Genomic DNA, 12,325 nt, shown 5'->3' on the forward strand with positions numbered 1-12,325 from the left:
GTCATGTCGGATTCGCGGGAGCTGAAGTTCCGCAGGCTCGCCGCCGGGCTCCGTGCGGAGATCCGCTCGGGCCGCTGGGCGCCCGGCGCGAAGCTCCCCACCGAGCAGGAGCTCTCCCACACCCGCGAGGTCAGCCTCACCACGGTCCGCCGCGCGGTGGACGAGCTCGTCGAGGAGGGGCTCGTGATCCGGCGACAGGGGGCGGGCACCTTCGTGGCCGAGCACGCCCCGGCCGTCCGCGGCCAGGCCACGCTGGTCGGCGTGGTCGTGCCGGACACCACGCTCTACTACCCGAAGGTCCTGGAGGGCATCGAGGAGGCGCTGGCCGCCGCCGGAGCGCGGCTGATGCTGGCCTGCTCCCGCTATCAGCCGGCGGAGGAGGAGGCCGCGCTGAGGCGCATGCTCGACTCCGGGGTGGACGGCCTGCTCGTCGTCCCCACGCTCATCGGCCACGCGGACCCCGTGGCCGTCGTCGGCCGCCTCACCGGCCTGCCGGTGCCCGTCGTGCTGATCGAGCGCGGCCTGGACGGCGGCGACGACCCCAGCGAGCACGTCCGCACCGACCACGCGGCCGGAGGCTACGCGGCCGTGCGCCACCTGGTCGCGCTCGGCCACACCCGGCTGGCCCTGCTCACCCGCTCGGGCAACCCCACCAGTGCGCCGGTCGGCCAGGGCTTCGCGGCGGCCGTGGCCGACCTGGGCCTGCGGGCCGCGGAGCCGTTCTCCGCGCCGCAGCGCGACTGGGGCCCCGGGGTCGCCGACGGGCAGGTGCGCCGCGTCGTCGCCGACGGCTGCACGGCCGTCGTCTGCTTCGGCGACCGCGAGGCCACCCTGATGGTCTCCGCCGCCCGGCGGGCCGGCCTGTCCGTACCGGGCGATCTGGCGATCGTCGCCTACGACGACGAGATCGCCGATCTGGCGGAGGTGCCGCTCACCGCGGTCTCCCCGCCCAAACGCCATCTCGGCCGCCACGCGGCCGAGCTCCTGCTCCGCCGCCTGCGCGAGCCGGACCTGCCCCTGCACCAGGTACGGCTCCGCCCCGGCATCGTCGTGCGTCGATCATGCGGCGCCTCCTCGGGAGAGATGACAAGTGACTGAACTCCGTCTGGGCCTGGTCGGCGCGGGCGCCGTCGGTGTGCTGCACGCCGAGGCGTCGCTGCGGGTGGGCGGCCTCCGGGTGGGCGCGGTCTGCGACCTGAACCCGGAGGCCGCGCGCCGGGTCGCCGCGCCCCACGGCGCGCCGGTCCACACCGACCACCGCGACCTGATCGCCTCGGGCGAGGTGGACGCGGTGGTGGTCAACACCCCGCACGCGCTGCACACCGCGATCGTGTGCGACGCGGCGGCGGCCGGGCTGCACGTCCTGGTCGAGAAGCCCATGGCCACCTCGCTGGCCGACTGCGATCTGATGATCGACGCCTGCGTCGCCGCCGGGGTGCGGCTGGCCGTCGGGCACATCCAGCGCTTCCTGCCCGACAAGGTCGCGGCGATGGCCGCGCTGGCGGCCGGGGAGATCGGCGAGCCGCTGCTGATGTCGGACCGGCGCGGCTCCGACTACCGGCCGGGCTCGCGGCCCGGCTGGTTCCTCGATCCGGAGCTGTCCGGCGGCGGTGTGTTCATCAACATCGGCGCGCACTGCGTGGACCGGCTGCTGTGGCTGTCCGGCCGCCGGGTCGAACAGGTGGAGGCCTCGGTGAACGGCTCGCCGATCGAGACCGACGCGCTGGTCAGGCTGGCCCTGTCCGGCGGCCTGACCGCGCAGATCGCGGTGACCGGAACCGGCCCGCCCGCCCCGCACGACGAGGTCACCGTCGTCGGGGAGAGCGGCACGCTGTCGATCTCCCCCCACCTCGGCACGGCGCTGCACAGGGACGGCGAGGTGAGGTGGCTGCACCGGCCGGGCCCCGACGACATCCCCGCGGCCTTCGCCGCCCAGCTCGCCGACTTCGCCGATGCCGTACGGGAGGGCCGGGACCCCGCGGTGGGCGGCGCGCACGCCCGGCACGTGCTGGAGATCGTGCTGGCCGCCTACGCCTCGGCGGCCGCCGGGGCCCCGGTGCGGACGGGGTGCCCCGTTGGCCAGCCGTGACCCCGGACGCCCCAACGTCCTGCTCATCCTGAGCGACGACCAGGGCCCATGGGCGCTGGGCTGCGCGGGCAACGACGACATCCACACCCCCGCGCTCGACGCCCTGGCGGCTTCGGGGGTGCGGCTGTCCCGGTTCTTCTGCGCCTCCCCGGTGTGCTCGCCGGCCCGCGCCTCGCTGTTCACCGGGGAGATCCCCTCCCAGCACGGCGTGCACGACTGGATCAGCCGGGGGCACGTGGGCGAGGACGGGGCGGACTTCCTGGCCGGGCGCAGGCTCCTCACCGACGACCTGCACGACGCGGGGTACCGGCTCGGCCTCGTCGGCAAGTGGCACCTGGGCGCCAACGACCGGCCCCGGCCGGGATTCGTGCGCTGGCTGGCGCATGAGAGCGGCGGTGGTCCGTACCGGGACGCGGTCCTCTACGACGAGGGCGAGCGGGTCACGGCCACCGGATACCTCACCGACGTGCTGACCGACGAGGCGTGCGCGTTCCTGTCGGGAGAGGCCGGGCGCGCGGAGCCGTTCTACCTGTCACTGCACTACACCGCGCCGCACACGCCGTGGAAGGGGCAGCACCCACGGGAGTTCGAGGCGCTCTACGACGGCTGCGCGTTCGACTCCTGCCCGCAGGAGCCGCCGCACCCCTGGCAGCCGGTGGGCCCGGACGGGGCCCCGGTCGGCGGTGAGCCCGACGTGCGCGCCGCGCTGACCGGCTACTTCGCCGCGGTGTCGGCGATGGACGCCGGGATCGGCCGGGTGCTGTCCCAGCTGGCGGAGCTGGGGCTCACGGAGTCGACGCTGGTGGTCTTCACCAGCGACAACGGCTTCAACTGCGGCCACCACGGGATCTGGGGCAAGGGCAACGGCACCTTCCCGCAGAACGTCTACGACAGTTCGGTCATGGTCCCGGCGATCGTGAGCCAGCCGGGGCGCGTCCCCGGGGGCCGGGTCTGCGAGGCGCTGCTGTCGGCCTACGACCTGCGGCCCACGCTGCTGGAGCATCTCGGACTGCCCCTCCCCGCGGGATCCCGGCCCGGACGGTCGTTCGCCGGCCTCCTCGGCGGCTCGCCGGAGGAGGACCGGCCGCCGGTGGTGGTCTTCGACGAGTACGGTCCGGTGCGGATGATCCGGACCGGGGAGTGGAAATACGTGCACCGGCATCCCCACGGCCCGCACGAGCTCTACGACCTGGTGGCCGACCCGGGCGAGCGGCGGAACCTGGCCGGCGCCCCCGGGACGGCGTCCGTCCGCGCCGCTCTGGCCGCGGAGCTGGACGCCTGGTTCGCCCGGTACGCCGACCCGGTGGCCGACGGCAGAGGACTGCCCGTCAGCGGGGCCGGCCAGAGCGCGCCGCTACGGCCGGGCTCCGGGCTCGGGGCCTTCGAGGCGGCGCCGTTCCCGACGGTCCCCCGGTACGGATGATCCGCCGACCCGATACGATGCCCGCCCGAGAGCACATGGAGCCGGATTGAAACTGTCCTTCAGCACGCTGGGCCTGCCCGGCGAGGGGCTGCCCGAGGCGATCGAGGTCGCGACGGCGCACGGGTGCGACGGGCTGGAGCTGCGCCTCCACCCCGACACCGGGGTCCACGTCGGCCTGCCGGCGGCGGGCGGCGGCCGTACGGCGCCGCGGGCCTCCGGCGGCTCCGGGGACCAGGGCCGGGCGGAGCCGCCCGGCGACCGGTCCCGGGTCCGGGCGGCGGTGGCCGCCGCCGGGCTGGAGATCTCGGCTCTGGCCGGATACACCGGGATCTGCGAGCCGGGGGACGACGGGCCGGTGATCGAGGCGCTGACCGCCGAACTGGTCCTCGCCGCCGACCTCGGGGCGCCCGGGGTGCGGGTGTTCCCCAGGGGAGAGGACCCGGCGGTCGGGGCGCGGCGGCTGCGGGCGGTCGCGCCGGAGGCCCGGCGGCTGGGGGTGCGGGTGCTGGTGGAGACCCACGACGCGATGCCCACCGGCGCGGCAGTGGCGCGGCTGCTCGACGGGGCGGGCGAGCCGGAGGTCACCGGGGCGATCTGGGACCTGCTCCACCCCTGGCGGCACGGGGAGGGTCCGGCGGACACGCTCGCGGCCCTCGGCGACCACCTCGCCTACGTCCAGGTCAAGGACGCCGCACCCGACCTGACCCCGGTCCCGATGGGACAGGGCGTGATCCCGCTGGAAGAGGCGGGGGCGCTGCTGCGGGGGCGGGGATACGACGGATGGGTGTCGCTGGAGTGGGAACGGACGTGGTATCCGCACGTCGCGCCCCTGGAAGAGGTGATCGCCGGGGCCGTGGCCTGGGTGCGCCGCTTCTCCCTCGCCGGCCCGGGTGCCGTGCGACCCACGCCCTCCGAGGGGTGAGCCGCACCGGCCTCACTTGATGGACCCGGCGGTCAGGCCGCCCACGACCTTCCTCTCGATCAGGGCGAACAGGATGATGACCGGGACCGTGGCGATCACCGAGCCGGCGAACAGGTTCTGCCAGTCGACCTCGTACTGGCCGATGAAGGAGTTGAGCGCCACGGGCAGCGGCTGCTTGGCCGGCGAGGTGATCAGCGTCAGGGCGACGACGAACTCGTTCCAGGCGGCGATGAACGTGAAGATCAGCGCGGTGACCACGCCGGGCGCCGCCAGCGGCAGCGTGATCCGGAATAGCGCGCCGAAACGGCCGTTGCCGTCGATGAACGCCGCCTCCTCCAGCTCACGGGGGATGGAGGAGAAGTAGGCGTTGAGGATCCAGACCGCGAAGGCCAGGTTGAAGCCTCCGTTGACCAGGATCAGCGACCAGACCGAGTCCACCATGCCGAACTGGAAGAACTCGCGGTAGATGCCGACCAGCATCGCGGTCGGCTGGAACATCTGGGTGATCAGCACCAGCACCAGGAACGCCGTGCGGCCCCGGAACTCGTGCCGGGCGGTGTAGTAGGCCGCCGGCAGCGCCACCAGCAGGACCAGGATCGTCGATCCGGCGGCCACCTCCAGGGTGACCAGCAGGTTGTCGGCCAGCCCCCCGGACCAGAAACCGGTGAAGTTCTCCCAGGCGAAGGAGTCCGGCAGGTAGGTCGCCGTGCGCAGGTCCTCCTGCGGGCGCAGCGCGGTGAGGACCATCACCAGGTACGGGAAGAGGAAGACGAACGCGATCAGGTAGGCGCTCGCCGCGACGATCACCGTCTTGATCGACGGCAGCCTCCGCACCGGCGCCGGAGACGCGGTGCGGCCGGTGGCCCGGCTCACGGGCGCGGTCTGGGTGACGGTCATCAGGACACCTCGGTCTTCCAGTTGCTGACCTTCAGGAAGATCGCCACCAGGACGATCACCATGCCGAAGTTCACGACGGACATGGCGGCCGACTCCCCGATGTTGGAGCCCTTGAGGATGTACATGAAGATCGTGGAGGTGGCCGTGGAGTAGCCCGGCTGGCCGTGCGTCATCGCCCAGATGATGGGGAAGCTGTTGAAGACGTTCATCACGTTGATCAGCGTCGCCACGGTCAGCGCCGGACGGAGCAGCGGCAGCGTGATCGACCAGTAGATCCGCAGCCTGCCCGCGCCGTCCATCCTGGCCGCCTCGTAGACGTCCGCCGGGATCGTCGCCAGGCCGGCCAGGAGGGCGTAGGTGGTGAACGGCAGCGAGACGAACACCGCCACGGCGATCAGCCACGGCATCGCGGTCGAGGCGTCACCGAGCGGGTCGGCGTCCGCGCCGCCCAGGGCGTCGAGCAGCCCCAGGTCGCGCAGGATCATGTTGATCAGGCCGACCTCGGGGTCGAGCATCCACTTGAAGATGATCGCGGTCATCAGCACCGAGGCCGCCCACGGCGCGATCATCGCCCAGCGCGCGACCCGGCGGCCGGGGAACTTCTGGTTGAACAGCTGGGCCAGGCCGAGTGAGAGCAGGACCGTGAGGGCGACCACGGCCACCACCCAGATCAGGCTGCGGAACATCACTCCGCCGAAGTCGGGCTCGTCGAACAGCTTGCCGTAGTTGTCCAGCCCGTTCGTCCCCTGGACCACACCGAACCGGCTGATCTTCAGGAACGACGACTGGATCATCGTGACGACCGGCCACACGACCACCACGCCGATCAGCGCCACCGCCGGGCCGACCCAGGCGAGAGGTCCCAGCGCTCGGGCCACCCCCTTCAGGGTGGAGATCTGCTGCATAACTCCTGCTTCCTACATGGGGGTACGGCCTGCGCCGCGGGATGTGGGCGCAGGCCGTACCGCTGGATCAGCCGGCCTCGGCGACCTTCTGGATCGAACCGAGCACCGCCGCGGGGTCGGAGGTGACGGCGTTGCCGACGGTCTGCTTGATCTGGGTGTTCACCTCAGACCACTTGGGGTCGGTGAACGGGTAGAAGGTGGCGTTGGGCAGCGCGTCCAGGAACGGCTTGAGCTTCTCGTCCTCGGAGAGCTTCTGGATGCCCGAGGTGGTCACCGGCAGCAGCTTGTAGGTGTCGCTGATCTTCTGCACGGCGGAGGAGGAGTAGAAGAAGTCGAAGAACTTCTTGATCTCCTCCTTGTGGCCGTTCTTGTTGAAGGCCATGATCCAGTCCATGACACCGAGGGTGGTGTCGAGCGGGCCGGTCTTGCCGGCGATCGGGGCGACGCCGAAGTTGGTCAGGCCGCCCTTCTCGAAGATCGGGATGGACATGGGGCCGCCGTTGACCATGCCGACCTTGCCCGCCGCGAAGTCCTCCCAGACCTTCTTGCGGTCCTTGGTGCCCGGGTTCGGGGTGGTCAGGCCGGCGTCGACCATGCCCTTGAGGAAGGTGAACGCCTCGACGTTCTGCGGCGAGTCGACCGTCCACTTGCCCGCGGCGTCCTTGTAGCCGCCGCCGTTGCCCAGGAACCACAGGAACGACTCGGCCTGCGCCTCCTCCTGGCCGAGCGGCAGGCCGAACGGCTGGGAGACCCCGGCCTTCTTCAGCTTCTCCGCCGCGGCCTTGACCTCGTCCCAGGTCTTGGGCGCCTCGGTGATCCCGGCCTTGCCGAACAGGTCCTTGTTGTAGAACAGCGCCCGGGCCGAGGAGACGAACGGGATGCCGTACGCCGCGCCGTCCACCTTGCCGAACTCCGCGAACTTCGCCAGCAGGTCCGACTGGGTGCCGGAGGAGAGCACCTCGTCGGTCTTGTAGAGCAGGCCGTCCTTGACGAAGCCCGAGTAGTCGCCGGTCTGCAGGATGTCGGGCATCTGCCCGTTCTGCACCATGGTGGCGACCTGCTTGTCGATGTCGTTCCAGTTGATGACCTGGACCTCGACCTTGATCTTCGGGTTGGCGGCGGTGAACTCGTCGGTGACGCCCTTCCAGAACTTGTCGCCGCTGTCGGGCGCGGTGGGGCCGGCGCCGTAGTCCGCCGCGACCAGTTTCAACGTCACCGAGCCGTCGGCCGCCTTCTCGCCGCCACCGCCGCCGGCGTCACCGCCCGAGCCACAGGCGGACAGGGCCAGCAAGGCGGCCACGCCGAGGGTGGTCGCGCCGGCGATCTTCTTGTTCATCACGGGATTACCACCTTGAACTGGGGGAGTGCTGGTCCGTACCGGTTGGGGAGGGGCGGGAAGGGAGCCCCCGGCGTACGGCTCCGCCAGCGTAAGTGGACAACAAATGGTCGGTCTATACCAGCAGATATCGGATTTGCAACGACCCGGCGACGGATGGGGATGCTGGTCTATACCGGGAGGTCCGCCGGGTCCGGGTGGCTCCACGCCGGAAGGGCCGTCGGCTCCGGGCGGCGCGCTCACCCGGACCCGACGGGTTCACGGGGCGCGGCCGGACCTCCCGGCGGCCCGGCCGGCGATGATTCCGGACGTCACCGGGCCACGGTCCGCGATCTCGTCGCCCACTCCGGCGGCGGCCTGTCGCCCGGCGCCATGGCGGAGACGTGGACCGCCGCGGCGTCCGGCAGCCCGGCCGCGACCACCGGCCTGCCGGGATCGACGCGGACCGACTTGAGGAAGATCCGGCGGTCCGCGGCCAGGCACTGGTTCGGACCGGCCCCGGCGCCGAGGAAGGCCAGGCCGCTCGCCGTACGGGCCGGCGGAGCGCGCCCCCGGCCCGGCAGGCGTCAGTCCGGCCCGGGGAGCCCGCGGCCGGTGTCGGGCAGCGGCTCGCTCAGCGGGGGCGACCGGTAGAGGGCGGACTCGGAGATGTGCACCGGACCTCGGGCGGCCGGCACCCGGAGCCGGAACTCCCGGCCGGTCACAGCAGGGCCGCGCCGTAGCGGGCGCCTGCTCCGATCGCGCCGCCTGCGGCGGCCATCGCCACCACGCCGTAGCGGGCCCGGCGCAACCCGCGACGCCGGCACGCCTCGGCGAGATCGACATCGGGGTCGACGGGCTCGGTCTCTCCAGCGATATAATGCCAGGTGAAACCCGGTTTTCCGGGGCTGCGGCGGTGGGGCCCGCCGCCTCCGCCCACACGCGGGGACAACCACGGAGTGCGTCTTCGTCAACGGTCCCTACCAGTGGTGTTCCGCCTAGGTACTGGTAGGAGGCGGCCATGAAACTCCACGGCCCCGCCATGCGATTGACGATCTTGGTGTGCGAGAACGACCTCTGGCATCACAAGCCCCTCTACTTCGAGATCGTGCACCGCGCGCACCGCAGCGGGCTGGCCGGCGCCAGCGTGATCCGCGGAATCGAGGGCTACGGCGCATCCTCCCGCATCCACACGGCCCGCATCCTGTCTCTGTCGGACGAACTACCGGTCGCGATCACCATCGTCGACTCCGAAGACCGGATCCGCGCCTTCCTGCCGCAGTTGGACGAGCTCATGTCCGAGGGCCTGGTGACCCTCGAGCAGGTCGAGGCGATCCACTACGTCAGGCACCCCGTCCAGCAGGCCCCGGCCGACGCCACGATGGCGGGCGATGCGTTCCCGCGCTGAATCCCGGCATCACGAGGGTGACGATGAGCGAGCACCACGATCGGAGCCCGAGCCCGTCCGAGTCGTCCCCGAAGACTCGGCGACGTGGCTGGTGGCGGGCTATGACCGGCATCCGTGTAGCGCGGCGAGAATGGGCTCTGGCTCACTCTTGATGATCAGTTACCCAGGGTGAGTCTCGCCTGATGTTACGCGTCATACGTTGTCAGTGGGGGAACGGCCCGGCTTCCAGCCATGCGCATGAGTCTGGAAGCATCGTCTTCTGGCCGTGTGGGTCACCCACTCGCGGATAGGAGCTCCGTCGCCCTTTTAACCAGGTGGCAGCCAGCATCCGACTGGCTAGCATCGGCTGGATGGGAGATCGTTTCAAGGGCGTTGACGCGCCCCTGTGCCTGCTCGCGGGCGCGCCCGGTGCGGGCAAAACAACGCTGCTGCCGCACCTCCTTCGCGCGGCGGACGGGCTGGTCGTGATGGACATGGACGAGTTGCTCGAGGACGGCAAGCTGATCGGCGTGCCGATCGCGGAGCCGGAGGCGGCGCCGATCTGGCCTGCCTACGACCGGATGTGGCGACGTATCGTGACCATGGTGCGCCGGGCCGGTCATCCCGTGCTGCTGATGTGTCCGATCCCCGACGCCGACGAGATGTCGGCGTTCAGTCGATGGGACGGGCCGGTCCACTGGGCCCTACTGGACTGCCCGAACGCCGAGCGGGAACGCCGGCTGCGGGAGCGCGGCGCGCCGCGGGAGTGGATCGACGACGCCCTGGCGGACGCGGCGCAGGGCCGGGAGCTGATCACGACCGTGTTCCACGCCGTCGGCGCAGATTATGCCAGGCTGGCAGCACAGGTGCTGGGGTGGGCCCACGAGCTCACCAGCAGCTCCAGCTAGACCGCGTATCGCGACAGCTCTCGGTCGCGCGAGTCCGGCTCTGCTCAGAACCGCGGCTCGCGCGGTGGCCGCCCGGTCGGTAACGATCAGGACATCTACAGGGAGCGCAACACGGCCGAACGCTGCATTGATCGGATCAAGGAATGGCGTGGCCTGGCCTTCCGCTTCGACAAGATCCCGACAGTTACCTCGCCGGCCTTCATCTCCGCGGAGCCATCATGTGGATCCGCAGCCTCCATCCCGCCTGAAGATCCGAACTCTGTACAGGCCCTTAGCGACGCGACCCTACGGAGAGGTCGCGGGGCGAGGCAGTGCGGCGGCGGTAGTAGTGCACGACCACCAGAGCGAGCAGAGGGCTCCAGGCTGCCAGTGGCCAGTACATGACGTTGAAGATCACCGTCTGCCAGCCGTGCGTGATCAACTCGACGGGATCGCCGTTGATCTTCAGCCCGAGGCTGATCATGGTCATCGCGTACGGAAAGATCAGCAATGCGAGCGCGCCTAGGCCGGCGGGGATGACCGCAGCCATGACCGGCACCCGACGGCCACGCAAGACCGGCACCCAACGCGGCCACACCTCGCCCCACTCGCTCACCAGGCCGACGGCGAGGAAGGCCGCCGCCTCGCCGGCCACGCTGAGCAGCAGGATGTACCACCACCCACCTGCCAGGCCCTCCAGTCCTCCAACGGGTGTGGGGCCGAATTCCAGCAGTGGCACGTTGAAGAGGAAGGCGGCGATACGCCACAGGCTGGAGGGCAGCACCGCCAGCGGGATGGCGTAGGCGGCCAGCACGGCCCAGCGCGGCGCCCCTGCTGCGGTCCGGCCATGGAGTCTGCTCCAGAGGGTGTGAATGGCCATGGGGGCTCTCCTCAAACGAACGTCACGAGTTGGTGCCTTTGAGGATCGCCCTTGCCCTGAACGCCGCTCATCCCCTGCGCGAGGGAATGTTCCCCCCACAGGGGGAAACCCTGCCGCCGTCCTGACCCGCTGAAAACCAGGCCCGCCACGGCGAGTCACTGGCAATCTTGTCGCCGACCACTGACGTGTTCAGGCTCTGGCTCACTCTCGATGATCCCGGTGACAGAGCGTGGAGTTGTCAGGAGTAGCGGAGGCGGACTCGTAGAAGGTCGAAGTCGGCGCGGCCGAACATTTGCGTCTTCAGGAATTTGATCTTGTTAACGGTTCCCTCGACGGCACCGCTGCTGTGGGCCGGCGTCAGCCCGGCTTGCACGGCGGCGTGGTCACGTCGGAGTCCGGTGGCGAAGGCGGCCACGTAGGGCGATGCCCCGGCTTCGGCGGCAGCGATCCAGTCGTCGAGCAGGTGACCATCTCGGTTGGTCATCATCGTGGCGAAGCTGCCGACAAGCCCTGTGGTGTCGACGAGCTCAAGGCAGCGAGTAAGCACCTGCTCCAGCCCGGCCTGCTCCTCGGCGTCCAGATGGTCAGGATGAGTCATGATCCAGCCGGTGACGCGGCGAGGTTTGGGGGTGGGCATGGCGCTTGTCGTACTTCCTGGTATCCGCGCAGTGCTTGGAGCCGGTCTTGGACCTCAGCGCCTGGGCCTGGGCGTAGCGTCCGCGCCACCAGCGGCCGCTCGTTGGTGATCGGGTTCTCGACGGACCAGATCGTTGACGAGCGGCCGCCTCTGCGAGTGGCGCGTTACAGGATCGCGACCGATGACGCTGCCGGCAATGCCTCCTCAGTCGAGTCGCGGTGAGGCCAGGGCGGTGCGCACCCGGAGCCGCAGCAGCTCGTACTGCTCGCGGCACCGACGTGGCGCATCCGGTGGCCGATGCTGTACGCGACCGTTGGCAGCGACCTCGCCGGATAGGAATTGATCGGATGTGAAGTCCACCTCGGTGCCGTCAGGCAGCCGGTTCCAAGAAGATGAGAATCGGCCACCGGCACGGCGGCCTTGAACGCGGCCGAGCGTGGGCAACTGCCGGCACGGCTCGGCCGGTTCGAACAGGCCGCCCAAGAACGTTGCGAAGCACTGCGCAGCCGGCTGAGCCGGGCCGAGGAGTTCGTCGCCGCCCAGGCGGCGCGCCGGGCCGGTCCGTGGCAGCCCGGGGTAGGGCCCGCCCTACCCCGGGCACACCAGCCCGCCTCATCCGAAAGACGCTGGTCAGCGGCATGGGAGGCGCGCTCGCATGGTCATACTCTCGTCGGCGTATGGATCTCACCGTGAGATCTGATCCTTCTCGTGGCAATACGCAAAGTTAAAGGGGTAAACAGCATGGCTAGGGACCGGAAGCGCGTCAGCCGACGGCGGCTGCTGGCGACGGCGATGATCGCGATGGGAGCGGTCCTCGTCCCCGTGACGGCCCAGGCGGCCCCGGCCGACACCGCCGGTGGGAAGCAGAACCCGGTCCACGCACTGGAACAGGCGGCGCACCCGCTGCGCTCGACCGAGCCCGGGAGGAACACAGCCGACCTGCGAGCCCTCGGCGTGATGATCGGCGACGCCAAGGTGGTCGG

The 12,325-nt window shown here is 70.8% G+C and carries 13 protein-coding genes; 7 read left to right on the plus strand and 6 right to left on the minus strand.

Going from position 1 to position 12,325, the window contains the following annotated elements; translation table 11 throughout:
* The first annotated feature begins 3 nt into the window (after nt 1–3).
* The 4 genes from ACZ6R6_RS43230 to ACZ6R6_RS43245 are packed head-to-tail and all read left to right on the plus strand — an operon-like array spanning nt 4 to nt 4,434.
* Nucleotides 4–1,098, plus strand: coding sequence for a GntR family transcriptional regulator (locus ACZ6R6_RS43230; protein WP_470102746.1), 1,095 nt, complete (start codon nt 4–6; stop codon nt 1,096–1,098).
* Nucleotides 1,091–2,089, plus strand: coding sequence for a Gfo/Idh/MocA family protein (locus ACZ6R6_RS43235; protein WP_470102747.1), 999 nt, complete (start codon nt 1,091–1,093; stop codon nt 2,087–2,089). The genes ACZ6R6_RS43230 and ACZ6R6_RS43235 overlap by 8 nt, the downstream gene beginning before the upstream one ends.
* Nucleotides 2,076–3,512: a sulfatase-like hydrolase/transferase gene (locus ACZ6R6_RS43240; protein ID WP_470102748.1), complete on the plus strand. Its 1,437-nt coding sequence runs from the start codon at nt 2,076–2,078 to the stop codon at nt 3,510–3,512. The genes ACZ6R6_RS43235 and ACZ6R6_RS43240 overlap by 14 nt, the downstream gene beginning before the upstream one ends.
* Before the next feature lie 46 nt (nt 3,513–3,558).
* Entirely contained in the window at nt 3,559–4,434 is an 876-nt protein-coding gene (locus ACZ6R6_RS43245; RefSeq protein WP_470102749.1) for a sugar phosphate isomerase/epimerase family protein, read from the plus strand.
* 12 nt (nt 4,435–4,446) lie between these two features.
* On the opposite strand, the gene ACZ6R6_RS43250 is transcribed toward ACZ6R6_RS43245, so the two are convergent.
* The 3 genes from ACZ6R6_RS43250 to ACZ6R6_RS43260 all read right to left on the minus strand — a co-directional run bounded on the left by ACZ6R6_RS43250 (nt 4,447) and on the right by ACZ6R6_RS43260 (nt 7,572).
* On the minus strand, nt 4,447–5,331 hold the full coding sequence (locus ACZ6R6_RS43250; RefSeq protein WP_470102750.1) for a carbohydrate ABC transporter permease: 885 nt from the start codon (nt 5,329–5,331) through the stop codon (nt 4,447–4,449).
* Complete coding sequence (locus ACZ6R6_RS43255; protein ID WP_470102751.1) at nt 5,331–6,236, minus strand: carbohydrate ABC transporter permease; 906 nt, start codon at nt 6,234–6,236, stop codon at nt 5,331–5,333. The genes ACZ6R6_RS43250 and ACZ6R6_RS43255 overlap by 1 nt, the downstream gene beginning before the upstream one ends.
* A gap of 67 nt (nt 6,237–6,303) precedes the next feature.
* Nucleotides 6,304–7,572 carry an extracellular solute-binding protein gene (locus ACZ6R6_RS43260; protein WP_470102752.1) on the minus strand — a complete coding sequence of 423 codons (1,269 nt, stop codon included), beginning with the start codon at nt 7,570–7,572 and terminating at the stop codon, nt 6,304–6,306.
* 1,000 nt (nt 7,573–8,572) lie between these two features.
* On the opposite strand from ACZ6R6_RS43260, the gene ACZ6R6_RS43265 reads away from it, so the two are divergent.
* Together ACZ6R6_RS43265 and ACZ6R6_RS43270 are read left to right on the plus strand one after the other, a co-directional pair.
* A complete protein-coding gene (locus ACZ6R6_RS43265) occupies nt 8,573–8,959 on the plus strand; it encodes a DUF190 domain-containing protein (RefSeq protein WP_470102753.1) in 387 nt (128 codons plus the stop codon).
* Between the two features lie 350 nt (nt 8,960–9,309).
* Nucleotides 9,310–9,846: an AAA family ATPase gene (locus ACZ6R6_RS43270; RefSeq protein ID WP_470102754.1), complete on the plus strand. Its 537-nt coding sequence runs from the start codon at nt 9,310–9,312 to the stop codon at nt 9,844–9,846.
* A gap of 271 nt (nt 9,847–10,117) precedes the next feature.
* Here the strand turns inward: ACZ6R6_RS43270 and ACZ6R6_RS43275 are convergent, their stop codons facing one another.
* The 3 genes from ACZ6R6_RS43275 to ACZ6R6_RS43285 all read right to left on the minus strand — a co-directional run bounded on the left by ACZ6R6_RS43275 (nt 10,118) and on the right by ACZ6R6_RS43285 (nt 11,825).
* Nucleotides 10,118–10,705: a hypothetical protein gene (locus tag ACZ6R6_RS43275; protein WP_470102755.1), complete on the minus strand. Its 588-nt coding sequence runs from the start codon at nt 10,703–10,705 to the stop codon at nt 10,118–10,120.
* A gap of 238 nt (nt 10,706–10,943) precedes the next feature.
* The gene (locus ACZ6R6_RS43280; protein WP_470102756.1) at nt 10,944–11,342 is read right to left on the minus strand and encodes a transposase; all 399 of its coding nucleotides are present in this window, start codon (nt 11,340–11,342) and stop codon (nt 10,944–10,946) included.
* 204 nt (nt 11,343–11,546) lie between these two features.
* Nucleotides 11,547–11,825 (minus strand): YunG family protein, encoded by a 279-nt coding sequence (locus ACZ6R6_RS43285; RefSeq protein ID WP_470102757.1) that lies wholly within the window; start codon nt 11,823–11,825, stop codon nt 11,547–11,549.
* A gap of 258 nt (nt 11,826–12,083) precedes the next feature.
* Here ACZ6R6_RS43285 and ACZ6R6_RS43290 point away from each other — a divergent pair.
* The coding region (locus ACZ6R6_RS43290; protein ID WP_470102758.1) for a hypothetical protein at nt 12,084–12,325 on the plus strand (242 nt) is incomplete at its 3' end.

This window comes from Streptosporangium sp. NPDC048886 (assembly GCF_055586905.1).